Source organism: Methyloligella sp. GL2 (assembly GCF_013341275.1).
In the GTDB taxonomy this organism is placed as follows: domain Bacteria; phylum Pseudomonadota; class Alphaproteobacteria; order Rhizobiales; family Methyloligellaceae; genus Methyloligella.
Window position 1 is genome coordinate 721,775 of the sequence record NZ_CP054476.1, and the last position, 22,774, is coordinate 744,548.

Annotated in this window: 20 protein-coding genes; 16 read left to right on the forward strand and 4 right to left on the reverse strand. The window is 64.2% G+C overall.

Features of this window, described 5'->3' with window-relative positions; all coding sequences use genetic code 11:
• Nucleotides 1-17 precede the first annotated feature (17 nt).
• From HT051_RS03405 to HT051_RS03430, 6 genes are all read left to right on the forward strand, one after another.
• Nucleotides 18-926 carry a site-specific tyrosine recombinase XerD gene (locus HT051_RS03405; protein ID WP_246810288.1) on the forward strand — a complete coding sequence of 303 codons (909 nt, stop codon included), beginning with the start codon at nucleotides 18-20 and terminating at the stop codon, nucleotides 924-926.
• Nucleotides 927-1,089: 163 nt separating this feature from the next.
• Nucleotides 1,090-2,046, forward strand: coding sequence for an acetyl-CoA carboxylase carboxyltransferase subunit alpha (locus tag HT051_RS03410; protein ID WP_174540737.1), 957 nt, complete (start codon nucleotides 1,090-1,092; stop codon nucleotides 2,044-2,046).
• A 234-nt stretch (nucleotides 2,047-2,280) separates the two neighbouring features.
• Nucleotides 2,281-3,195: a murein L,D-transpeptidase family protein gene (locus HT051_RS03415; RefSeq protein ID WP_174540738.1), complete on the forward strand. Its 915-nt coding sequence runs from the start codon at nucleotides 2,281-2,283 to the stop codon at nucleotides 3,193-3,195.
• A gap of 201 nt (nucleotides 3,196-3,396) precedes the next feature.
• Entirely contained in the window at nucleotides 3,397-4,362 is a 966-nt protein-coding gene (locus HT051_RS15265; protein WP_174540739.1) for a murein L,D-transpeptidase family protein, read from the forward strand.
• Nucleotides 4,363-4,460: 98 nt separating this feature from the next.
• A complete protein-coding gene (locus HT051_RS03425; protein ID WP_174540740.1) occupies nucleotides 4,461-4,772 on the forward strand; it encodes a hypothetical protein in 312 nt (103 codons plus the stop codon).
• Between the two features lie 85 nt (nucleotides 4,773-4,857).
• Nucleotides 4,858-5,655, forward strand: a complete 798-nt coding sequence (locus HT051_RS03430; protein WP_174540741.1) for a murein L,D-transpeptidase family protein — start codon at nucleotides 4,858-4,860, stop codon at nucleotides 5,653-5,655.
• A 161-nt stretch (nucleotides 5,656-5,816) separates the two neighbouring features.
• Here HT051_RS03430 and HT051_RS03435 read toward each other — a convergent pair whose 3' ends face one another.
• Both HT051_RS03435 and secA read right to left on the reverse strand, forming a co-directional pair.
• A complete protein-coding gene (locus HT051_RS03435) occupies nucleotides 5,817-7,613 on the reverse strand; it encodes an SLC13 family permease (RefSeq protein ID WP_174540742.1) in 1,797 nt (598 codons plus the stop codon).
• A gap of 157 nt (nucleotides 7,614-7,770) precedes the next feature.
• A complete protein-coding gene (gene secA / locus HT051_RS03440) occupies nucleotides 7,771-10,539 on the reverse strand; it encodes a preprotein translocase subunit SecA (RefSeq protein ID WP_174540743.1) in 2,769 nt (922 codons plus the stop codon).
• 500 nt (nucleotides 10,540-11,039) lie between these two features.
• Here secA and HT051_RS03445 point away from each other — a divergent pair, with 500 nt between their 5' ends.
• The 4 genes from HT051_RS03445 to HT051_RS03460 are packed head-to-tail and all read left to right on the forward strand — an operon-like array spanning nucleotide 11,040 to nucleotide 13,836.
• Complete coding sequence (locus HT051_RS03445) at nucleotides 11,040-11,873, forward strand: peptidylprolyl isomerase (protein ID WP_174540744.1); 834 nt, start codon at nucleotides 11,040-11,042, stop codon at nucleotides 11,871-11,873.
• 43 nt (nucleotides 11,874-11,916) lie between these two features.
• On the forward strand, nucleotides 11,917-13,155 hold the full coding sequence (argJ, locus tag HT051_RS03450; RefSeq protein ID WP_174540745.1) for a bifunctional glutamate N-acetyltransferase/amino-acid acetyltransferase ArgJ: 1,239 nt from the start codon (nucleotides 11,917-11,919) through the stop codon (nucleotides 13,153-13,155).
• Between the two features lie 46 nt (nucleotides 13,156-13,201).
• On the forward strand, nucleotides 13,202-13,630 hold the full coding sequence (mutT, locus tag HT051_RS03455) for an 8-oxo-dGTP diphosphatase MutT (RefSeq protein ID WP_174540746.1): 429 nt from the start codon (nucleotides 13,202-13,204) through the stop codon (nucleotides 13,628-13,630).
• An 11-nt stretch (nucleotides 13,631-13,641) separates the two neighbouring features.
• A complete protein-coding gene (locus HT051_RS03460; protein WP_208454373.1) occupies nucleotides 13,642-13,836 on the forward strand; it encodes a Flp family type IVb pilin in 195 nt (64 codons plus the stop codon).
• Between the two features lie 37 nt (nucleotides 13,837-13,873).
• Here the strand turns inward: HT051_RS03460 and HT051_RS03465 are convergent, their stop codons facing one another.
• Entirely contained in the window at nucleotides 13,874-14,803 is a 930-nt protein-coding gene (locus HT051_RS03465) for a methyltransferase domain-containing protein (protein ID WP_174540747.1), read from the reverse strand.
• Between the two features lie 75 nt (nucleotides 14,804-14,878).
• Between HT051_RS03465 and HT051_RS03470 the strand changes: the two genes are divergently transcribed.
• The 3 genes from HT051_RS03470 to HT051_RS03480 all read left to right on the forward strand — a co-directional run bounded on the left by HT051_RS03470 (nucleotide 14,879) and on the right by HT051_RS03480 (nucleotide 16,977).
• Entirely contained in the window at nucleotides 14,879-15,700 is an 822-nt protein-coding gene (locus HT051_RS03470) for a ComF family protein (protein WP_174540748.1), read from the forward strand.
• 102 nt (nucleotides 15,701-15,802) lie between these two features.
• Nucleotides 15,803-16,105: a glutaredoxin 3 gene (gene grxC, locus HT051_RS03475; protein WP_174540749.1), complete on the forward strand. Its 303-nt coding sequence runs from the start codon at nucleotides 15,803-15,805 to the stop codon at nucleotides 16,103-16,105.
• Nucleotides 16,102-16,977 carry a carbon-nitrogen hydrolase family protein gene (locus tag HT051_RS03480; protein WP_174540750.1) on the forward strand — a complete coding sequence of 292 codons (876 nt, stop codon included), beginning with the start codon at nucleotides 16,102-16,104 and terminating at the stop codon, nucleotides 16,975-16,977. Before grxC ends, HT051_RS03480 begins: the two co-directional genes overlap by 4 nt.
• Here HT051_RS03480 and ubiG read toward each other — a convergent pair.
• Entirely contained in the window at nucleotides 16,974-17,720 is a 747-nt protein-coding gene (ubiG, locus tag HT051_RS03485; RefSeq protein ID WP_174542843.1) for a bifunctional 2-polyprenyl-6-hydroxyphenol methylase/3-demethylubiquinol 3-O-methyltransferase UbiG, read from the reverse strand. The genes HT051_RS03480 and ubiG overlap by 4 nt on opposite strands.
• A 199-nt stretch (nucleotides 17,721-17,919) precedes the next feature.
• On the opposite strand from ubiG, the gene HT051_RS03490 reads away from it, so the two are divergent.
• The 3 genes from HT051_RS03490 (at nucleotide 17,920) to HT051_RS15230 (ending at nucleotide 22,767) form a co-directional block, all read left to right on the forward strand.
• A complete protein-coding gene (locus tag HT051_RS03490) occupies nucleotides 17,920-19,206 on the forward strand; it encodes an aspartate kinase (RefSeq protein ID WP_174540751.1) in 1,287 nt (428 codons plus the stop codon).
• Nucleotides 19,207-19,279: 73 nt separating this feature from the next.
• Complete coding sequence (gene ptsP / locus HT051_RS03495; RefSeq protein ID WP_174540752.1) at nucleotides 19,280-21,538, forward strand: phosphoenolpyruvate--protein phosphotransferase; 2,259 nt, start codon at nucleotides 19,280-19,282, stop codon at nucleotides 21,536-21,538.
• Nucleotides 21,539-21,765: 227 nt separating this feature from the next.
• Nucleotides 21,766-22,767 (forward strand): RodZ family helix-turn-helix domain-containing protein, encoded by a 1,002-nt coding sequence (locus HT051_RS15230; protein ID WP_208454374.1) that lies wholly within the window; start codon nucleotides 21,766-21,768, stop codon nucleotides 22,765-22,767.
• The last annotated feature ends 7 nt before the right edge of the window (nucleotides 22,768-22,774 follow it).

Sequence of the window (22,774 nt, forward strand, 5' to 3'; positions counted from 1 at the left end):
TGAAGCTGTTTCTCGATATGCTGATGGCCGAGCGCGGCGCGGCACCCCATACGATCGAGGCCTATACCCGCGATCTGGCGGCCTTTCTCGGCTATGCGAAGGGCTGCGGGGCCGATGCGCTCGCGATCACGCCCGACCTGATCCGCGATTATCTGGGCGAGCTTACCAAGGACGGGCTGGCGGCCTCGAGCCGGGCACGGAAGCTCTCCGCGATCCGGCAATTCTTCCGCTTCCTGTTATCGGAAGGGATGCGCGAGGACGATCCGGCCTCGGCCATCGACAGCCCGAAGCTGGGGCGGCCGCTGCCCAAGGTGCTGTCCTTCGCGGAAGTCGAGGGGCTGCTGGAGACGGCGCGGGAGGGCATCGCCAAGGCGGGCGATGAGGGCGCGCGGCGGCGGGCGGTGCGGCTTTATGCGCTGCTGGAGACGCTCTATGCCACAGGGCTCCGGGTCTCGGAGCTTTTGAGTCTGCCGCGCACGGTGCTGCGCGCCGACGACCGTATCCTCACCATCAAGGGCAAGGGCGGGCGTGAGCGGCTGGTGCCGCTGAACGATGCGGCGCGGGATGCGTTGCAGATGCATCTGGACGCCATGAACGGGGTGAAGGGCCAGGCGGGTTCGGCCTGGCTATTTCCCTCCGCCGACGGGGCACAGCATCTAACCCGGCAGCGTTTCGGCCAGAAGCTGAAAACGCTGGCGATAGCGGCGGGGCTGGAGCCCTCGCGGGTTTCTCCCCATGTGCTGCGCCATGCCTTCGCCAGCCATCTTCTGGAGCGCGGGGCGGATTTGCGCTCGGTGCAGCAGCTGCTCGGCCATGCCGATATCTCGACCACCCAGATCTACACCCATGTGATCGAGGAACGGCTGCGAAAACTGGTCGAAGAGCACCACCCCTTGGCCAAAATGCCGCTTTCGAGACGCAAATAAACGGAATTCTTAGAAGCTTGGCCGAAGCGACACGACCGACGGTTGACACAGTTTGGCCTTAAGGCCACTTAAAAAGCGAAGCCGGCACTCGTTTCTCTTCCGCCGTGCTCGCCCCCTGTCGTTTATCGGCCGGGGCGCGGCAGTGGCGCTTCCAAAGGCCTGAATGCGTACCTATCTCGATTTCGAAAAACCGATCGCTGAGCTGGAAAGCAAAGTCGCCGAACTGCGTGCGCTTTCCGATCAGGATGATTCCGCCGTTTCCATCGCCGACGAGCTTGCGACCCTGGAGGAGAAATCCAGGACTGCGCTGATCGAGACCTATGCCAAGCTCACCCCCTGGCAGAAGACCCAGGTCGCCAGGCATCCGGAGCGCCCGCATTTCCTGGATTACATCCATGGGTTGGTGGCCGATTTCACACCGCTTGCCGGCGACCGGCTGTTCGCCGAGGACCACGCCATTATCGGCGGCTTGGGCCGGATGAACGGACGCTCGGTGATGGTGATCGGGCATGAGAAGGGCTCCGACACCGAAGGGCGCATCAAGCATAATTTCGGCATGGCGCGGCCCGAGGGTTATCGCAAGGCGCAGCGGCTGATGGGGCTGGCCGAACGGTTCTCGGTTCCGGTGGTGACGCTGGTGGATACCGCCGGCGCCTATCCCGGCATCGGCGCGGAAGAGCGCGGCCAGGCCGAGGCCATCGCCCGTTCCACCGATGTCTGCATGGGGCTCGGCGTGCCGATCGTCTCGCTGGTGATCGGCGAGGGCGGCTCCGGCGGCGCGGTGGCGATCGCCACGGCCAACCGCATCTACATGCTGGAGCATTCGATCTACACGGTGGCCTCGCCGGAGGCGGCGGCGTCGATCCTGTGGCGGGATTCGGCGCGCGCGGTGGACGCGGCGACCAATATGAAGATCACCGCCCAGGACTTGCTGGGACTCGGTGTGATCGACGGAATCATCTCCGAACCGACCGGCGGGGCGCACCGGGAGCGGGACAATGTGATCGCTGCGGCGGGCGCGGTGCTCGACGAAGCGTTGAGCGAATTTTCCGGCATGTCGGCCGACGAAATCCGCAAAGACCGGCGCGAAAAATTTCTCGCCATGGGGCGGGTGAGCTGAGTTCAGCCTGCGGCAAATCGCTAACCCCTTGAAATCGTTAATATCGTTAACCTTTTCTCCGCAAAGCTGCCGCTTTTTTACGTCACCAATTTTCGCCAAATTTGGTATAGTGCTCGGCATGGGGGGTCCCTTGCCGAGGCGCTTGTAACGTTGCCTTAACCGCATGGGCTCGAATTTGACCGGCGCAAGCGAGGGGCATTGCTGCGTATGGTTCGTGTTTGCTTGTCGAAAGCCGTGCTTACGGCTGTCGCGATGACGGTCGCCGTCGTCGTGCTGTCCGGCTGCGGTCAATACACCCCCGCCTATATCAAGCCTTTGCCGCCGGAGACCCGCGCGCTGATCGCCCAGAAAGGCATGCGCGAGGATTCGCCGATCATGATCCGCATCTTCAAGGAAGAGGCGGTGCTGGAGGTGTGGCGGCAGAAGGATGACGGGCACTACTACCTGCTGAAGAGCTATCCGATCTGCAATTACTCGGGAAAGCTGGGGCCGAAGCAGAGCCAGGGCGACCGCCAGGCGCCTGAGGGCTTCTATGTGGTCTCGAGGGACCAGCTGAACCCGCGCAGCCATTATCACCTGTCGTTCAATATTGGCTATCCCAACGCCTTCGACCGGGCCTATGGCCGGACCGGCAACAACATCATGGTGCATGGCGACTGCAAGTCGGCGGGCTGCTACGCCATGACCGATGCGATGATCGAAGAGATCTACATCATGGCCCAGGACGCGCTGCTGGGCGGCCAGGACTATTTCATGATCCAGGCCTATCCGTTCCGCATGACGGCCGCCAACATGGCCAAGCACCGGGACGACAAGTGGTACAAGTTCTGGGAGCAGTTGAAGCCGGGCTACGATTATTTCGAGGCGACCCGGCTGCAGCCGAGCATCCTGGTCTGCAACAAGAGCTATGTGGTGAACGCGGCCTTCGTGGACCGCAACCCGCGGGTCAATCCTGCGGGGCGCTGCCCGTCCTATCAGTATCTGCCGGTGCAGCGTTTCACCCCGCCGCCGCAGCAGACCGCCGAGGCCAAGCCCACCTCGCTGGAAGCGAGCCCGCTGGCAAGCCGGATGGGGCTCGGATTCGGCCCCGCAAAGCCGACCTATCACATGTTCACGCTGGGGCCGGCTTCGCCTGCGCCGGGCCAATAAACGCGCCCTCGCGTTAACCACAACTCCTTAAAATTGCTTGGAAATCCGCTTTGAGGCGGTGGCGCCGGCTGCGCTGAAACGCCGCCTGTGCAACACTTTCTGGCCCAGAGTCTCTGCTATCTGGCGGACCGCTGCCTGTTGCTAACTCCGCATTAACCCTAAGGGGACGATCTTAGCTGGGCACATGAGGGGTATTGCTGCGTGCTGCGTATTGTTGCGTTGAAGGGATTGTTCGCGTTTGCGGCGGTGGCCAGCCTTGGGTTTCTTGGCGGCTGCAGCCAATACGCTCCCGATTATCTGAAACCGCTTTCTCTCGGCAGCACCGAGCTGCTCGCCGAGAAGGAAATGCAAGAGCGTGCGCCGATCCTCGTGCGCGTGTTCAAGGACGAGGCGGAGCTGGAGATCTGGAAGCAGAAGGCGGACGGTCATTTCGCTCTGTTCAAGACCTATCCGATCTGCCGCTTCTCCGGACATCTCGGGCCCAAGCTGCGCGAGGGCGACCGCCAGTCGCCGGAAGGCTTCTATTCCGTCGCCGCCCGTCAGATGAACCCGCATAGCCGGCGGCATCTGGCCTTCAATGTCGGTTATCCCAACGCCTATGACCGCGCCCATGGCCGCACCGGCAGCAACATCATGGTGCATGGCGGCTGCTCGTCGATCGGCTGTTTCGCCATGACCGACGAGGCGGTGGAGGAGATCTTCACCCTGAGCCGCGAGGCCCTGGCCGGCGGGCAGGAGAGCTTCCAGGTGCAGTCCTATCCGTTCCGCATGAGCGATGCGAATATGGAGAAGCACAAGGGCAGCAAGTGGTTCGATTTCTGGAAGACGCTGAAAGAGGGCTACGACTATTTCGAGACCACAAGGCTGCAGCCGAACGTCAAGGTTTGCGACAAGAAATATCTGATCAACACCACCTTCGTGGATCCGGATGTGGTGGCCGATCCGCGCAAATCCTGCCCGGCCTATCGCCATCTGCCGGTGATCCCGTATGAGGAGCCGCAGATCGCCGAGGGCGACGGGCAGAGCGCGCCGCTGCCCAAGGGACCGGCCGCCAAGCCGCTCGGCCTGGCGATGGGGTCTTCCTTCGGGACGAAGCCGGATTCGACCTTTCATATTTTCTCGCTCGGCCCTGCGGTGCCCAACCCGCCGGTCGCTAGCGCGGAGTAGACAAGCAAGCAATCAATGATTGCTGCCACAAGCTTTCCCAACTGTAGCGCGTGAGCGATACTTCTCGGCATAGGCCGCTATGTCGGGAGGGGGAGAGTATGGGGAGTCAAATTCAGGCTGCGCTGATTGCAGCCATCGTTTCAGCCGTGGTTACCGTTGGCGGTTGGTTTGTTACGTATTGGACGCAAGATCGCGCATTGCAGGTGAAGATGGTCGAGATTGCTGTGGGTATTCTGCGTGCCGAACCCAAGGAAAACATACGGCCCGCGCGGGAGTGGGCGGTCGATGTCATTTCCGAGTATTCATACGTTCCACTCAAGCCAGAAGTGCAGCGTGCTCTTTTAGAGCATAGGGTCGATGTTGGTGGATACGATGTCTACGACTATTCGCCGCCGGGACTAGGTAGGTGAGAGGACGTTAATTCAGTAAAGCGTATCTCAAGAAATGTGGCGTGTCCTTTTCCTTATCGCATTCTTTGCACTCGCCGGGGGGGCGGTGTTCCTACTGACCACGCCGGGACGGCAGCTGCTCGACCGGCTGGAGATCAACGCCGAGCGGATGCAGCACCGGGCGGCGTTCAGCGCCGGCAAGACGCTGTCCGGCACGCCGGACCTCGCCGACCTCGACGGGCGGCTCGCTGCCAAGGGGTTGGCACAGGGCGATCCCGTCTTCATCCGTATCTACAAGCTGGAATCGAAGCTGGAGCTGTGGATGCAGAAGGGCGACGATTACGTCCTGTTCGCCACCTATCCGGTGTGCTTCTGGTCCGGGCGGCTGGGGCCGAAGTTGCAGGAGGGCGATCTGCAGGCGCCGGAGGGCTATTACACGGTGGCGCAAGCCCAGCTCAATCCGAACAGCCGTTGGTACCGCTCGTTCAATCTCGGCTTTCCCAATCGCTTCGACCAGGCGAAGGGGCGCACTGGCTCCTATCTGATGGTGCATGGCGGCTGCTCCTCCATCGGCTGCTACGCCATGACCAACGATGTGGTGGGCGAGATCTGGACGCTGATCACCGCCGCGCTCGATGCGGGGCAGGCGCGTTTTGCGGTGATGGCGCTGCCGTTCCAGATGAGCGAAAAGAATCTGGAGCGCCGCAAGGGCTATCCCTGGGCGCGGTTTTGGGCCGATCTGAAAAAGGGCTCCAACCTGTTCGACAAGACGCATATCCCGCCGCGGGCCAGCGTCTGCGAGGGGCGCTACGTGTTCGCGCCGGGAAGGATCGGCGAGGCGGTGCCGGAGGTGGAAGAGAGCTGTCCTGGCTCACTGGCGGCGAACTGGGATCGGACCGAATAGCGGTCCCGGTTGTTTCTTCTCGCGGCCGCCTCTCCCCGACGGGGAGAGGTGCCCCCTCCGGCTCCCCCCTTTTAGGGGGGGAGGGAGACCGAGGCGTCACGCCCTCCCCCTGAAAGGGGGAGGGTTGGGGTGGGGGTCGAGCAGAGGGATGGAATTCCCGTTCAGAACGGCCAGACGAAGGCGATGAGCGGGGTGCCGACGATGAGCACGATGAGGCTCAAGGGCAGCCCAAGGCGCCAGTAATCCCCGAAGCGATAGCCGCCCGGTCCCATCACCAGCGTGTTGCATTGATGGCCGATGGGGGTGAGGAAGTCGCAAGCCGCGCCGATCGCCACCGCCATCAGGAAGGGGTCGGGGCTTTCGTTCAGCCGCTCGGCGAAGGTGGCGGCGATGGGCGCCATGACCAGGACCGTGGCGGCATTGTTGAGGAACGGCGTCACCGCCATGGCGACGGCCATGATCAGGGCGAGGCTCCCCAGGGGCGGGAGGTAGCCGCCCGCCTCCGACAGCCAGACGGCGATCAGCTCGGTGCCGCCGGTGGTGCGCAAGGCATCGCTCACCGGGATCAGCGCGCCGAGCATGATCAGGATCGGCCAGTCGATGGCCTCGTAAGCCTCGCGCAAGGACAGGCAGCGGAACAGCAGCACCAGCACCGCGGCGCCGAAGAAGCCGACGGCGACGGGGACGATGGCGAAGGCCACCAGCACCATGGCAGCGGCGAGAATGGCGAGCGGCACCAGGCTTGCGGAGCGGCCGATGCGCAATTCGCGCTCGGCGAGGGGCAGGCAATGCAGCGCGCCCAAAGTCTCCGGCATGGCGGTGAGGTCGCCTTGCAGCACCAGCACGTCACCGGCCTGCAGCTTCACCTTCTGCAGACGGTTGGCGATGCGTCGGCCGCGGCGGCTGACGGCGAGCAGGGTGAGACCATGGCGATCGAATAGCTTGAGCTGGTTCACGGTGTAGCCGACCAGCTCCGATTCGGCGGTGATCACCGCCTCCATGACGCCGACATCGTCTTTTGGAGCGTCGAGCTCGCCGGTATTTTTTGCGCGCACCAGCTTCAGCTTCTCAAGCGCGACGATGCGCTCCAGCGCGTCGGGCTCGCCTTGCAGGATGAGAATGTCGCCCGGCTTGATCACCACATTGCCGGCCGGCTGATAGCGCCGACGGCGGCCGCGGAAATGGGCGATCACCTCGACTTCGCCTTCGGAGAGATCCTCGAAGGCGCGGATGGTGATGTCCACGCAAGGCGAATTCTCCGGCACGGTGACCTCGGTGGTGTAGGCCTCCAGGTTGAAGGCGGCATCCATGGTCGGAGCGCCTTTGCGATTCCGGGGCAGAAGCCGCCAGCCGAAGGTGAGAAAGATCACGCCGATGATCGCCAGTGTGCCGCCGACGGGGGCGAAATCGAACATACGGTATGGCTCGCCGAGGATCTGCTCGCGCACGCGGGAGACGATGATGTTGGGCGAGGTGCCGATCAGGGTGACGGTGCCGCCGAGCAGCGCGCCGAAGGACATCGGCATCAGCAGCGAGGAGGGCGAGGTGCCGGTGCGGCGGGCAAGCTGGAAGGCGACCGGCATCAGCATGGTGAGGGCGCCGATATTCTTCACCAGTCCGGACATCGCCGTCACCGATCCGGCAAGGCCCAGCACCTGGCGCCAGGTGTTGGTGAGATAGCCGCCGACGCTGCGGGCGACGCGCTCCACCACGCCGGATTTGGCGATCGCGGCGCTGACCACCAGCGCGGTGGCGACGATGATGACGATGTCGTCGGAGAAGCCGGTGAAGGCTCTCTCAGGCGGCACGACGCCGACGGCGATGGCGGCGAGCAGCGAGATCAGCGCCACGAAGTCGTAGCGCCAGCGGCCCCAGGCGAACAGCGCCATCATGCCGATGACGATGGCGAAAGCCAGGATGCGCGGATCGATGAAGCTGGCGGTCAGTTCGAGCGGCATGGGCGGCAGTCACCTTCGCGGGGCTAACGGGACGTCAGTCGAACCTCAAAGGATGCCGGTATACCAGGAAAGCCGCGCGGCGGCAGATGAGGCGCTGCAGGAGAACTGCAACCCGATGGCGCGGGGGAAGGTTCCCCGCCGCGCGTGGCGCTCGCCGCTAATAGGCGCCGTGGCAGTGCTTGTATTTCTTGCCCGAACCGCAGGGACAGGGCGCATTGCGCGGAACCTTGCCCCAGGTGCTGGGATCGTTGGGATTGAGGGCAACGGGTTTCCGGCTGCGGGCCGATTTCGCCGCTGCGGCGCCGGATGCGCCGGCACCGGCCTCGGCGGTCGCCAGCGCCAATTCGTCCTCGCCGGTCATCGGATCGAGATGGTGCGCCGTCATTTGCGGCAAGTCGGCGTCGTCGAGGGCCGGGGTCTCCTCGCGCACGCTGCGCTGCACATGCATCAGCTGGCCGGTCACCGCTTCGCGCAGCTGCGCCAGCATATGCTCGAACAGGGTGAAGGCCTCGGTCTTGTACTCGTTGAGCGGATCGCGCTGGCCATAGCCGCGCAGTCCGATCACCTGACGCAGATGGTCGAGGGTGACCAGATGCTCGCGCCAGAGATGATCCAGGGTCTGCAGCAGGATCGCCTTTTCGATCTGGCGCATGGTGTCGGGGCCGAAGGCGGCGGCCTTCTTGGCGGCCTCCTCGTCGGTGGCCTTCAGAAGCCGTTCGGTGACGGCCTCCTCGTCGATGCCTTCTTCCTTGACCCAATCGGCGAAGGGAAGATCGATATCGAAGACCTGCTTCACCTCGTTGGTGAGCTCCTCGACATCCCATTGCTCGGCATAGGAGCGCTCGGGAATGTGCTTGGCGATCACGTCGTAGACAACCTGGTGGCGCATATCGGCGATGGTGTCCTCGAGATGCTCGTCGGACATCAGCTCGCGGCGCTGCTCGAAGATGACCTTGCGCTGGTCATTCATCACGTCGTCGTATTTGAGCACGTTCTTGCGGATGTCGAAGTTGCGCCCTTCGACCTTGGCCTGGGCTTTCTCCAGCGCCTTGTTGATCCAGGGATGGACGATGGCCTCGCCCTCCTGCAGGCCGAGCGCCTTCAGCATGCCGTCGATGCGGTCGGAGCCGAAGATGCGCATCAGATCGTCGTCGAGCGACAGATAGAAATGCGAGCGGCCCGGATCGCCCTGACGGCCGGAACGGCCGCGCAGCTGGTTGTCGATGCGGCGGCTCTCATGGCGCTCGGTGCCGATGACGTAGAGCCCGCCGGCTTCCAGCGCCTGCTGTTTCTTGGTCTCGATATCGGCCTCGATCTCCGAGGTCTTCTTCGTGATATCGGCTTCGCTCGGCTCGCGGCCCTTTTCCTTCTGCTCGTCGAGCCAGGCTTCGAGCTGCATCTCGGCATTGCCGCCGAGCTGAATGTCGGTGCCGCGGCCGGCCATGTTGGTGGCGATGGTGATCGCGCCGGGGACACCGGCCTGGGCGATGATCTGGGCTTCCTGCTCGTGATAGCGGGCATTCAGAACGTTGTGCGCGATCTTCTGCTTCTTCAGCAGCTCGTCGAGAATTTCCGATTTCTCGATGGAGGTGGTGCCGACGAGAACCGGCTGGCCGCGCTTTTGCGCATCCTTGATGCGCTCGATGATGGCGGCGTATTTCTCGTTCGCCGTGCGATAGACCTCGTCGTGCTGGTCGTCGCGGATCATCGGGCGGTTGGTCGGCACTTCGACCACGTCGAGGCCGTAAATATCGACGAACTCGTCGGCCTCGGTGAGCGCCGTGCCGGTCATGCCGGAGAGCTTCTCGTAGAGCCGGAAATAGTTCTGGAAGGTGATGGAAGCGAGGGTCTGGTTCTCCGGCTGGATGGTCACATGCTCCTTGGCTTCCAGAGCCTGGTGCAGACCTTCCGAATAGCGGCGGCCGGACATCATGCGGCCGGTGAACTCGTCGATGATCACCACTTCGCCGTTCTTGACGATGTAGTCCTTGTCCCGCTGGAACAGCTTGTGGGCACGCAGCGCCTGGTTCACGTGATGAACCACGCTGACATTCTCCACATCGTAAAGGGAGTCGCCCTTCAACAGGCCGGCCTCGGCGAGAAGCTGCTCCAGGCGCTCATTGCCCGCCTCGGTCAGGGTGACGGTGCGCTGCTTCTCGTCGACCTCGTAATCGCCGTCCTGCAGTTTGGGCACGAAGGTGTCGATGGTGACGTAAAGCTCGGAACGATCGTCGAGCGGGCCGGAGATGATCAGCGGCGTGCGCGCCTCGTCGACCAGGATGGAGTCCACCTCGTCGACGATGCAATAGTAATGGCCGCGCTGGACCATATCCTCGACCGAATACTTCATGTTGTCGCGAAGATAGTCGAAGCCGAACTCGTTATTGGTGCCGTAGGTGATGTCGGCCTTGTAGGCCTCGAGGCGCTCGCTATCCTCCATGTCGTGCAGGATGGTACCGACAGTGAGCCCCAAGAATTCGTAGACCTGGCTCATCCAGCCGGCGTCGCGCTTGGCCAGGTAGTCGTTGACGGTGACGACGTGGACGCCGCGGCCGGTCAGCGCATTGAGATAGGCGGGCAGGGTGGCGACCAGGGTCTTGCCCTCGCCGGTTTTCATCTCGGCGATGCGGCCGTCATTCAGCACCATGCCGCCGACCAGCTGCACATCGAAATGGCGCTGGCCGAGGGTGCGCTTGGCGGCTTCGCGCACGGTGGCGAAGGCTTCCGGGATCAGGCTTTCCAGGCTTTCGCCATCCGCGATGCGCTTTTTGAAAACGTCGGTGCGGGCACGGAGCTCGTCGTCGGAGAGCTTCTCCACCTCGGGCTCGAGGGCGTTGGTCGCCGCAACGAGGTTCTGATACCGCTTCAATTTGCGGTCGTTGGAGGTGCCGAAAACTTTGCTGGCGAGGTTGCCGATGGAAAGCATGGTCAAGCCCTTAAACGCATGCGCCCGCTATTGAGAGAGGGTCGTCAAGCTGGCGCGGCAGGGACATCCCGCACGCCGAAGGATCATTCGCGGCTGTTACGGCGAAATTCGTAAGTGCCACGAGCCGCTATAGAACGCGCAGAAAGCGACCAAAAAACGCCGGTAACAGTCGGGTCGAGACATAAGAGGCGGCCCGAACCTTGTCAACGCAAGTTGCGACGGCAGGGGGCGTTCTTGCCGCCCGTGCATCGCCCTCCGCTCCAAGAGTCGCCTGCCGCGGAAGGCTCGGAACCAACGCGCAAACTCGCGGGTTGGCAGGGCGTTTTACGAGGTTTAAGAAGGCGGCGGGGGAAGCGACCCAACCGCTCGCCTTCTGCGTGTTGCCGGGGTTTCCGACAGCTTGCAGCCCCGGGCGAGCTAAAAAAGAGGACCCATCCGTGAAACTCTCGTCAGTATCGCTGCTTCTGGCAGCTGTAATCGCACTAGTTTCCGTGCCCGCAATGGCCGCAGACGAGGTCGTCGCCCGGGTCAACGGGAAGGACATCACCCGCGAGGATATGGATTTCGCCCGCTCCGAGGTTGGCGCGCAGCTCGCCAATTTCCCGAAGCCGGAGCAGGAGCGCATGCTCGTTCAGTTCTTGATCGAGAACGAGCTCATGGCCTCGGCCGCCGAGGAAGAGAAGCTCGACGAAGCCGATAATTTCGATGAGCGGCTGGCCTATCACCGCCGCCGCGCGCTGCGGGACGCTTATTTCGACAACAACATCACCGGAGCCATTTCCGAGAAGGTCGCCAAGCAGATCTATGACGACCAGACCGCGAAGATGAAGCAGGAGAAGGAAATCCACGCCCGTCACATCCTGGTCGGCACCAAGGAAGAAGCCGAAGAGGTGAAGAAGGAGCTGGAGGACGGCGCCGATTTCGCCGAGCTGGCCAAGGAGAAGTCGAAGGATCCGAGCGCCGAGGGCGGCGATCTTGGCTATTTCGGCCGCGGCCAAATGGTGAAGCCGTTCGAGGATGCCGCCTTCAAGCTGAAGAAGGGCGAGCTTTCCGATCCGGTACAGTCCCAGTTCGGCTGGCACATCATCGAAGTGACCGATACGCGTAACCGGCAAGTGCCGAAATTCGACGATGTGCGCGAGGCGATCATGGGCCGGCTGCTGCAGGCCAAGATGCAGGAGACGCTGCAGAATCTGCAAGGTCCGGCCGAGGTCGAGATCGTCGATCCGGAGATCAAGAAGGCCCTGGAAGCAGCCGCTGTGCGGGGCGAGATTCCCCCCGGCACGCCCGGTCTCGGCGATGCCGGCCAGGAGGATGTCGAGTCCGAGCATTAGAGCTCGGCCGACGATCGGATAACGGGAGCGGGGAGCAAGAACGGTGTTGAAGCGATCGCCTTTGGCGCCGGACGTGCTGCCCGCGCTCCCGCCGATCGACGGGGTGCGGCTTGCCGCCTGCGAGGCCGGCATCCGTTACAAGAACCGCACCGATCTGATGCTGGCGGTGTTCGATCCGGGCACCACGGTTGCCGGGGTGCTGACCCGGTCGAAATGCACCGCCGCACCGATCGATTGGGCCCGCGCGCATCTCGATCACGGCATGGCGCGGGCGCTGGTGGTGAATTCCGGCATCGCCAACGCCTTCACCGGGCGCCAGGGCTGGCAGGCCGTGGAAGAAACCGCGGAAGCGGCGGCGCAGGCACTCGGCTGTCTTGCGGCGGATGTCTATCTCGGCTCGACGGGTGTGATCGGCGAACAGCTCGATGCGGCGAAGATCGCAAGCCAGCTCCCGGGGCTGGCCGAGGCGGCCTCGCCGGATGGCTATGCGGCCGCGGCGCAGGCGATCATGACCACCGATACCTTCCCGAAGCTCGCGACGGTCAAGACCGAGATCGGCGGGGTGGAGGTGACGCTGAACGGCATCGCCAAAGGGTCGGGCATGATCGCGCCGGATATGGCAACCATGCTCACCTATCTGTTCACCGATGCGGCGATCGAGCCGGCGGTGCTGCGCTCCTTCCTGCCGGAGATCATGGATCGGAGCTTCAACGCCATCACGGTGGATAGCGATACCTCCACCAGCGATATGGCGCTGCTGTTTGCCACCGGCGCTTCGACCAAACGCGGTGCGCCGCGGATCGGCGAGGCGGACGATCCCCGGCTCGCCGCGTTCCGCGACGCGCTGCTTTCGCTTTCCATCGACCTTGCCCAGCAGGTCGTGCGCGACGGCGAAGGGGCGACCAAATTCGTCGAGATCGCGGTGCTCGGAGCGGAGGACGACCGCGCGGCGCGGGTGATCGGCAAGGCGATTGCTAATTCGCCGCTGGTGAAGACGGCGATTGCCGGCGAGGATCCCAATTGGGGCCGCATCGTCGCCGCTGTCGGCAAGGCCGGCGAGAAAGCCGACCGAGACAGGCTCTCGATCCGGTTCGGCGATATTTCGGTGGCCAAGGATGGCGCGATCGACCCGGACTACCGGGAAGAGCAGGGCGCGGCCTTCATGAAGAATCCGGAGCTGCGCATCGCCGTCGATGTCGGGGTGGGCTCCGGCGAAGCGCGGGTTTGGACCTGCGATCTCACCCATGGCTATATCGATATCAATGCCGATTACCGGTCTTGAGGCCGGTTCCGCCCGCCACACGGCTTATTAACCCGACTTTGCGACCATGTCAGACGAGACACAGCAGAAACTCGTGACCGTTGCGGCCTGTGTGCTGGTTGATGCCGACGGTCTGGTGCTGCTTGCGAAACGGCCGGAGGGGCGGCCCCTGGCGGGGCTCTGGGAGTTCCCCGGCGGAAAAGTGGATGCCGGCGAGACGCCGGAAGCGGCCCTGGTGCGGGAGCTTCGGGAAGAGCTCGGCATAGAGGTTGCGGAGGAGGACCTCACACCGCTGACCTTTGTGAGCCACGGCTACCCGGCATTCCACTTGTTGATGCCGATTTACCGCTGTGGGCGCTGGCGTGGCGAGGTCGCGGGGCTTGAGGGGCAAGAGCTGGCATGGGTACGGCCAGATGGCCTTGGCGGATATGCGATGCCGCCGGCGGACGAGCCGCTAAAGGAAAGTTTGGGCGCCCTGTTGGAGCGCCGGCATTAGAGGCGACGAGTATGACTGCGCGGTTGAACAGGATGAGACTGAGCTTGCTCGCCCGGTTTCTTGGCGATCGCCGGGGAACGACGGCGATCGAATACGCGATCCTGACGTTTATTGCCGTTGCGGTGATCGGTGTGGTCACGATCCTCGGCGGCAGCGTCGCCGAAATGTGGACGAGCGTCTTAGACGCCTTCGCGATTTTCTCCTAAGTCCTAACTTCGCCCAAAAGCTCGCTGTTTTTCGCAGCTATTCTTCTTTATCGAGCTTGCGTCTCGGGAAACCGGCTTTGTCGCCGGCGGCGCTTTCTTCGGTGTGCAGCGCATCGGCAAGCCGGTGCTGGGCCGAGCCCGGCCGCAGGGGCTTCTGTTGCCCCGGGGCGGGCGACCAGCCGCTCAAATAGACAATCTCGAAGGTTGCCGGAATGCGCCCATCGCTGAGCCCGAAGCGCTCGCGGTAGATGGCCTCGGCGCGATTGAGCGTGCGGCGGAGCAATGGGGCGCGCTTGCGCTCAAGCAGCACATTGGCGGCGCCCATGCCGCGGATCTCGTTGAGAAGATCGCGCAACGAGCGGTAGCTCACGGTTAGGCTTTCAGTGTCGGCGACGGGAAGGGCAAAGCCGCTGCGCTGCAGCAGCGCGCCGGCCTCGCGGATATCGGCGAAGGGGGCAACGCGCGGGCTGGCGCCGCCTTCCTCGCTTTCGGCAATGAGCAAGGCTTCGCGCAATTCGCTCAACGTGGCGCCGCCGAGCATGGCGGCGAGGAACAGGCCGTCGGGCTTCAGGGCGCGGCGGATCTGGATCAAGGCGCCGGGAAGATCGTTGACGTGATGCAGCGAGAGGCCGGAGACCACCAGGTCGAGACTGGCATCGGCGAAGGGCAGACACTCCTCGTCGCAGACCACGGCCGGAGACGGGCAGTGCCGCGCCAACACCTCGCTGAGCTCGCCATAGATCACCTGGCCGATATTGGGCAGGGCGGAGACGGCGCGGCCGAGATCGCCCCTATGGGCGCCGAGATCGAGACAGAGGGGAAACTCGTGCAGCACGGCCTGCAAGCGCCCGGCGATCTCCTCGGCGCAATGGGCGAAGAGGAAGTCGTGATGGCGGAACTTGGCGGCGAACCGGTCGCGGCGACGGCGCAGAAGCGGCCGGTCGAAGAGGCGGGCCTGGTCGGTCATGGTCGCGCTCCGGCAGGAGGCTCAGCGCGGACGACATAGCTTGGTGGGGACATAGGCGCAGTGTAGCATCCGGGCATGACGGTCAGCGAAGCAGATTCCGGCGGCGAGATTGCGGAGCAGGCTCTGCCGCAAGCCGCCGCTGCGTCCCCGCTCCGTTTTGGTGCGGCATGGCTGCGGCGGGTCACCGATTTTCTGCTGCCGCCGGTCTGTATCGGCTGTCGCCGGCCAGTGGATGCCCATGGCCGGCTTTGCGGCACGTGCTGGGCGAAAATCGACTTCATCGGACCTCCGATTTGCGACCGGCTGGGGATTCCGCTGCCCTTCGATACCGGGGAGACGATGCTCTCGGCGGCGGCGATCGCCGATCCACCGGCTTACGACCGGGCGCGCATCGCCGCCCGCTATTCGGGCACCATGCGTGAGCTGGTGCATAGCTTCAAATATCGCGACCGTCATGAGGGGCTGTCCCAGTTCGCCGCTTGGATGGTGCAGGCGGGGGCCGACATTCTGAACGATGCCGATCTGCTGGTGCCGGTGCCGCTGCACCGCTCGAAGCTACGGTCCAGGCGCTACAATCAGGCAGCGTTGCTTGCCGGCAACATCGGAAAAATCACAGGAATCCCAGTCGATTACGGTCTGCTTCGCCGCGTGAAGCGGACCAAGGCGCAGGTCCGGCTGACGGCGGATCAGCGGCGCAGGAACGTATCCGGCGCGTTTCGCGTTGACGAAAAACGATTGCCGAGTGCCGCTGGAAAGCACGTGGTGATCGTCGACGATGTCATAACCACAGGAGCGACGGTCGAAGCCTGCGCAAGACTGTTACGCAAGGCCGCAAAGGGACAAGTCGATGTCCTGGCGCTTGCCCGGGCCGTGGATCCGGCGGGTTTTGTCACCTAAGGCCGGCGTGGACGGGATCCTTGTCTCACTGGGGGCACTCGCCTATTTCGTAAGGAAGCCTTGTGTCACAAAGCTCGCTTTTCGGGCGTTGGGAATAGATGAATGTCGCGTATCACTCTTTATACCACTCAGCTCTGCGGCTATTGCCGGGCGGCGAAGCAGCTCTTGATGAGCAAAGGTCTGGAGTTCGAGGAGATCGCCGTCGATTGGGACCCGGATCTGCGCCAAGAGATGATGAGCCGCGCCTCGGGCAGTCATACGGTTCCCCAGATCTTCTTCGGTGACCTGCATATCGGGGGCTATCAGGATTTGGCCGCGCTCGACCGTGCTGGCAAGCTGGACGCCACGCTTGCCGGCGCCGAGGAGATGGAGCCGATGAGCGCGGAGGCGGCGTCGAAAGCATGAGCGCAGCGGCGCCGGGGCGGTTCCGGGCAGGTTTGGTTCAGCTTCGGTCGGGGCGGTCAATCGCGCCCAATCTGGAGATCGCCGAGACGCTGATCGCCGAGGCGGCGAAAGCCGGGGCAAGCTATATCCAGACCCCTGAGAACACGGCGCTGATGGAGCTTGAGCCAGAGCTTGCCCTGGCGCAAGCGGCGCCGGAAGCCGACAGCGTTCCGCTGGCCCGGCTGCGTGAGCTGGCGGCAAGCTTAAACATCTGGCTGCATGTCGGCTCGCTGGCGGTGAAGCTGGCGCCGGACAGGCTCGCCAACCGCTCCTTCCTGATCGCGCCGGATGGTTCGATCGTCGCGCGCTACGACAAGATCCACATGTTCGACGTCGATCTGCCCGATGGCGATGTCTACCGGGAATCGGCGACCTATCAGCCGGGCAGCCGCGCGGTGCTGGCCGATCTGCCCTGGGGGCGGCTTGGGCTTTCCATCTGTTACGATCTGCGCTTCGCGGCGCTCTACCGGGCGCTTGCCGAAGCCGGCGCCACGTTGCTCACCGTTCCCGCCGCGTTCACGCGCCAGACCGGCGAAGCCCATTGGAAGGTGCTGCTTCGGGCGCGGGCGATCGAGACCGGCTGCTTCGTGATGGCCGCGGCGCAAGGCGGGGTGCATGAGAACGGCCGGGCCACTTACGGCCACAGCATGATCGTCTCGCCCTGGGGCGAGGTGCTGGCGGAAGCCGGCGAAGATCCGCAATTCATCCTTGCCGATATCGATCCGGCGCAGTGCCAAGAGGTGCGTGGACGCCTGCCGGCGCTGTCCCATGGCCGGGCTTTCGAGATCGAGATGCCGGCGCCGGCTGATTCGAAGGTGACGGCGGCGGTCTAAGCCGGCTTCGCGGCAGCGGCGAAATAGTTCACATCGCTATCGGAGGAAAGCCGCCACTGATCGGCGAGTGGGTTGTAGACCATGCCGGTCACGTCCTGTGGCTTGAGATTGGCGGCGCGAAAGGCGGCGTTCAGCTCGCCGGTGGTGACGAAGCGGTCCCATTGATGGGTGCCGGCGGGGACCCAGCGGAGCAGATATTCCGCCGCGACGATGGCCAGCGCATAGGATTTCAGGGTGCGGTTGATGGTGGAGGCGATCATCACGCCGCCCGGCTTGACCAGCGTACTGAGGGTGGCAATGAAGGCCGGAACGTCGTGGACATGCTCCACCACCTCCAGAGCCAGCACGGCATCGAATTGCTCGCCCCGTTCGGCAAGTGTTTCGGCGGTGGTCGCCCGGTAGTCGATATCGAGGCCGGCGCCTGCCGCATGAGCCTTGGCGACCTGGATGGTCTCTTCGGCCGGATCGATACCGGTGACGGAGGCGCCGAGACGCCGGAGCGGTTCGCAGACCAGCCCGCCGCCGCAGCCGATATCGAGGATCGAGAGCCCTTCCAGGCTGCCGCCCTGGCTGGCGTCGCGCTTGAACGCTTCGGTGAGCCGGTCGCGGATATAGGTGAGCCGCAAGGGATTGATCTGATGCAAGGGGCGGAACGGTCCGTTCAGATCCCACCAGCTGTCGGCAATCTCGGCAAAGCGGCGCACCTCTTCGGGATCGAGATTGGCCGTTTCCGGCTGTTGCATGATTTTCCGCTCCTCGGACATGGGGGCATTGGCGTCTTGCAGCGCGGCTATGTCAAGCACGAGACGTTTGCGTTTTGTTGCGGGGTTTGCCGTAAGCCACTATGAAGACTTTCATTCCGGGCCGGGCTGAGACGCGCCGGCCCTTTGATTTGCGTGGGCGAGAGGCGCGGGCGTGATGCTGCGCGGCCCGGGAGGGGCAATGGCCCTGTTGGTATTGAAGTTCGGCGGCACATCCGTCGCCGATATTGAGAGAATTCGGAATGCGGCCGCCCATATCCGGCGGGAGGTCCAGGCTGGGCATTCTTGCGCGGTGGTGGTCTCGGCCATGGCCGGGCAGACCAATCAGCTGATCTCGTGGGTCGAGGAGGCGCATCGTTCGGGCGGTTCGGAACCGGCAAACGGCGAGGGCGTCGATTACGACACCTGCGAATACGATGCGGTGGTCTCCTCGGGCGAGCAGGTGACCGCCGGCCTCATGGCGCTGGTGCTGCAATCCTACGGGGTCAAGGCGCGCTCCTGGCAGGGCTGGCAGGTGCCGGTGCTGACCGACACGGCGCACCGTTCGGCGCGCATCACCGGGATCGAGATCGACGCGCTGAAAGAGAGCGTGCTCGGCGGCCAGGTCGCGGTGGTGGCGGGCTTCCAGGGCATTGCCCCCGACAAGCGTATCGCCACGCTGGGCCGGGGCGGATCGGACACATCCGCGGTGGCGCTCGCCGCGGCGCTTCACGCCGATCGCTGCGATATCTATACCGATGTGGACGGGGTCTACACCACCGATCCGCGTATCGTGCCCCAGGCGCAGCGTCTGGACCGGATTTCGTACGAAGAAATGCTAGAAATGGCGTCGCAAGGCGCCAAGGTGCTGCAAACGCGCTCGGTGGAGCTCGCCATGCAGCGGAACGTGCCGGTTCTGGTGCGGTCGAGCTTCGACACGCCGGATATCGACGTGATGGCCGATCCAGCGGAGCTGGGCACGCTGGTTTGCGACGAGGAAGAGATCGTGGAGCAAAGGATCGTTAGCGGCATCGCTTATGCGCCGGACGAGGCGAAGGTCACGCTGTTGAAGGTGGCCGACAAGCCGGGCGTGGCGGCGAGCGTGTTCGGGCCTCTCGCCGAGGCCAATATCAACGTCGATATGATCGTCCAGAACGTCTCCGAGGATGGGCGTTATACCGACCTCACCTTCACGGTGCAGAGCGCCGACCTGGAGCGGGCCCTCGATGTGCTACGCTCCAAGCGCGAGGAGATCGGCTATGGCGATCTCAACGGTTCGACCAATGTGGCCAAAGTTTCGGCCATTGGCGTCGGTATGCGCAGCCATGCCGGCGTCGCGGCGCAGATGTTCCACGCGCTGTCGGAGAAGGGCATCAATATCGAGGCGATTTCCACCTCGGAGATTAAGATCAGCATCCTGATCGATGCGGCCTATGCAGAGCTCGCGGTACGGACTTTGCATTCCCTTTTCGGGTTGGACAGCCGCTAGTCAGACCCTTTCGGCCTATAATTGCTCGGAAGGTCGACATCGCGGCTCGAAAGGCCGGCGAGGAAAAATTGTTATGGCGATTTCAGTGAGCGCACCACGACAGCTGCTCCGCCGCCTGCGCGAGGTCATGGCGGAGCAGGAGAGCACGCAGGTCCGGCTCAACAAGGTCGTGGTGCTGATCGCCTCCAACATGGTCGCCGAGGTGTGCTCGCTGTATTTGCGCCGGCGTGACGATTCGCTGGAGCTGGTCGCCACGGAAGGCCTCGCCGCCAAGGCGGTGCACAATACCCATCTGAAGCGCGGGGAAGGTCTGGTCGGTCTGATCGCCGAAGAGGCGGAGGCGATGCAGTTTCCCGACGCGCAGAGCCATCCGGCCTTCTCCTACCGGCCTGAGACGGGGGAAGAGATCTATCATTCCTTCGTCGGCGTGCCGGTGTTGCGCGGGGGCGACGCGATCGGCGTCTTGACGGTGCAGAACCGCACCCACCGGCAATATACCGACGAAGAGGTCGAGGCGCTGCAGACCACGGCGATGGTGATCGCCGAGATGCTGTCCTCGGGTGAGTTCTTCGGACCGGAAGGCGTGCCGTCGGGGGCGCGGGACGAGCCGCTTCGCTACGAGGTGATGCGGCTCGCCGAGGGCGTGGCGCTGGGCCATGCGGTGCTGCACGAGCCGCCGGTGCTGGTGACCAAGCTGATCGCCGAGGATGTGGAGCTGGAGCAGCGGCGTCTGGCACAGGCCATCGACGAGCTCACCGGCATGATCGATGCGATGCTGGAGCGGGGCGATATGGCCCGGGCCGGGGAGCATCGCGAGGTGCTGGAGGCTTTCCGCATGTTCGCCGACGACCGCGGCTGGCGGCGGCGGCTGGAAGAGGCGCTGCAGACCGGCCTTACGGCGGAGGCGGCGGTGCAGCGCGTGCGCAACGATACCCGGGCGCGGATGATGCGCCAGACCGACGCCCATTCCCGCGACCGGCTGCACGATATCGACGATCTTTCCAATCGGCTGCTGCGGCTGCTTTCCGGCGGCGCCGGGACGGCGGCTTCGGGCAGTCTGCCGAGCGATGCGATTCTGATCGCGCGCACCATGGGGGCGGCGGAGCTGCTCGATTACGACCGCGAGAAGCTGCGCGGCCTGGTGCTGGTGGAAGGCGGCGCGAGCAGCCATGTGGCGATCGTGGCGCGTGCCCTCGGGATTGCCGCGGTGAGCCAGGCCAAGGGCATTCTGGAGAATATCGAGGCCGGCGACGCGGTCATCGTCGATGCCGATGCCGGCGAATTGCATGTCCGGCCGACGCCCGAGGTGGTGGCGGCCTATTCCGACAAGGTGCGGTTCCGGGCAAGGCGCCAGGCGCAATACGCCGCTTTGCGCTCGGTCCCGGCGGTGACGCTGGATGAGGTGAAGATCGATCTTAGGATCAATGCCGGGCTGTTGTTCGATCTGCCGCATCTGGAGGAATCCGGCGCCGACGGGATCGGCCTGTTCCGCACCGAGCTGCAATTCATGATTTCCTCGACCTTCCCGCGGCTCGATCAGCAGACGCGGATGTACAAGTCGATTTTCGATGCGGCGGGCAATAAGCCGGTGGTGTTCCGCACCCTGGATGTCGGCGGCGATAAGGTGCTGCCCTATTTCCGGGCCGAGAAGGAAGAGAATCCGGCGCTCGGCTGGCGCGCCATCCGCATGGCGCTGGACCGGCCGGCGCTGTTCCGCACCCAGATCCGGGCGCTGATGCGTGCGGCGTGCGGGCGGGAGCTGCGCCTGCTGCTGCCGATGATCGCCGATGTCAGCGAGCTCAGAGAGGCGCGTGCGCTGATCGACAAGGAGGTCGCGATCTTGCGCCGCCACGGCAAGCAGGAGCCCAAGCGGTTGCTGGTCGGGGCGATGGTGGAGGTGCCGGCGCTGCTGTGGCAGCTCGACGAGGTGATGCCGCTGGTCGATTTCATCTCGGTGGGCTCGAACGATCTGATGCAGTTCATGTTCGCCGCCGATCGCGGCAACGAGAAGGTCGCGCACCGGTTCGACAGTCTCAACCGGGCGGGCTTACGGGCGCTGCGCTCGATCGTCGAAGCGGGCGAGCGGCACCAGGTTCCGGTCACGCTTTGCGGCGAGATGGCGGGCACGCCGCTGGAGGCGATGGTCTTGATCGCCCTCGGATTCCGGTCCATATCGATGGCACCGGCTTCGGTTGGACCGGTCAAGGCGATGGTGCTGTCGCTCGACGTGGGAGAGGCGAGAGAGAAGCTGAATTCGCTTCTCGACGAACCGACCGCCTCGCTCCGGGACGAGTTGAGGGCGTTTGCCGCCGAAAAAGGTGTGCAAGTTTAGGTTTGTTTGAGCCCTCCTACGACGAAAAACCGCAGTTTTCCGCCATTCTCCGTGGCCGATAATGGGCAGGCAGCGCTTGCAAACTGTGGAGCGATGGGCTTGGGTAGCGGTAGTTCGCAGGAAATGGGATCGGTCTCGTTATGCCGACCGGGCCTCGGTCAAAGCGGTTGTGGCCGGCGTTGTACGATCCCAATGGGCCACGCCTGCATATTCACGGGATTAGAGAAATGCCTGCCGGCTTTGATGCTGAAGTGGCAGAGCTGTTTCGGGACTTGCGGCTGGCAAGCCAGCTGACGGAAGCAGACCTCGCGCAAAAGCTCGACACGCGTCTTGAGGTCGTCCAAGCGCTCGAGCAGGGCACGCTTTATGCCTTGCCGCCTTGGCCGGAGACCTCGCGCGTGGTCAATGCCTATGGCGAGTTTTTGGGCCTGGATGTCCGCCCCTTGCTGCGCCGGGTTTACGCTCAGGTGGAGGCCGGGGTGATCCCGCCGACGGAGAATGGATCGAGCCTGCCCGGAGCGCCAAGCGCATCGGCACAAGATTATGGCAGTTTCGGCCAGATGCCCGACGTCGAGCCGCCAAGCGGCATGCCGGATCAGGGTGTGCCAAGCCAAGGAATACCAGACCAAGGAATTCCGGGCCAAGGAATGACGGGACAAGATATGCCAGGGCAGGGCGGATATCGGCCGCCGGAGCCGGCGCAGCCCCCGCGTCCGCAGCAGCCGGCAGCGCAGCCGCCCGGTCCGAGCATGAGACCGCCGGGCGTCCGGCCGCAAGGCGCGCCGCCGGGCGGATATCCGCAACAAGGCCAGCCGGCGCCCCGCCCGGGTCCGGGGATGCCGCCGCAAGGACGCCCGCCGCAACAGCCGGGATCGGCAGGGGCGCCGCCGCCGCAATTCCGGCCCGATATGCCACCGCCGGCCGCTGCACCGGCCGCACCGCAGCAGCAGGCGCCTTATGCTGCGCCGCCCCAGCCGGCCGCGGCAGAGGCCGCGGAGGGCAAGTCCAAGGGACCGCTTTGGCTGAAAATCTTGGTGCCGATCGCCATCTTGCTTGCACTGATCTTGGTGTTGTGGCTGTTGTTCAGCCAGATCGGCGGTCTGTTCGGCCCGTCGGCGCCTTCGCAGCCGCAAGGTCAGGCGGAGCAATCCGACGACACTGCGCCGCTCGATCCGGACGATCCGCGCAACCGGAAGGAAGACCGCCTTCCGACGCCCAACCAATTCTAGCCGCTAA

Bases quoted from the DNA above. Each gene is read 5' to 3' on its own strand.
- HT051_RS03405 (WP_246810288.1), top strand. From the start codon at position 18: ATGCTGATGGCCGAGCGCGGCGCGGCACCCCATACGATCGAGGCCTAT.
- HT051_RS03410 (WP_174540737.1), top strand. From the start codon at position 1,090: ATGCGTACCTATCTCGATTTCGAAAAACCGATCGCTGAGCTGGAAAGC.
- HT051_RS03425 (WP_174540740.1), top strand. From the start codon at position 4,461: ATGGGGAGTCAAATTCAGGCTGCGCTGATTGCAGCCATCGTTTCAGCC.
- HT051_RS03435 (WP_174540742.1), bottom strand. From the start codon at position 7,613: ATGCCGCTCGAACTGACCGCCAGCTTCATCGATCCGCGCATCCTGGCT.
- secA (WP_174540743.1), bottom strand. From the start codon at position 10,539: ATGCTTTCCATCGGCAACCTCGCCAGCAAAGTTTTCGGCACCTCCAAC.
- HT051_RS03445 (WP_174540744.1), top strand. From the start codon at position 11,040: ATGGCCGCAGACGAGGTCGTCGCCCGGGTCAACGGGAAGGACATCACC.
- mutT (WP_174540746.1), top strand. From the start codon at position 13,202: ATGTCAGACGAGACACAGCAGAAACTCGTGACCGTTGCGGCCTGTGTG.
- HT051_RS03460 (WP_208454373.1), top strand. From the start codon at position 13,642: ATGACTGCGCGGTTGAACAGGATGAGACTGAGCTTGCTCGCCCGGTTT.
- HT051_RS03465 (WP_174540747.1), bottom strand. From the start codon at position 14,803: ATGACCGACCAGGCCCGCCTCTTCGACCGGCCGCTTCTGCGCCGTCGC.
- HT051_RS03470 (WP_174540748.1), top strand. From the start codon at position 14,879: ATGACGGTCAGCGAAGCAGATTCCGGCGGCGAGATTGCGGAGCAGGCT.
- grxC (WP_174540749.1), top strand. From the start codon at position 15,803: ATGTCGCGTATCACTCTTTATACCACTCAGCTCTGCGGCTATTGCCGG.
- HT051_RS03480 (WP_174540750.1), top strand. From the start codon at position 16,102: ATGAGCGCAGCGGCGCCGGGGCGGTTCCGGGCAGGTTTGGTTCAGCTT.
- ubiG (WP_174542843.1), bottom strand. From the start codon at position 17,720: ATGCAACAGCCGGAAACGGCCAATCTCGATCCCGAAGAGGTGCGCCGC.
- HT051_RS03490 (WP_174540751.1), top strand. From the start codon at position 17,920: ATGGCCCTGTTGGTATTGAAGTTCGGCGGCACATCCGTCGCCGATATT.
- ptsP (WP_174540752.1), top strand. From the start codon at position 19,280: ATGGCGATTTCAGTGAGCGCACCACGACAGCTGCTCCGCCGCCTGCGC.
- HT051_RS15230 (WP_208454374.1), top strand. From the start codon at position 21,766: ATGCCTGCCGGCTTTGATGCTGAAGTGGCAGAGCTGTTTCGGGACTTG.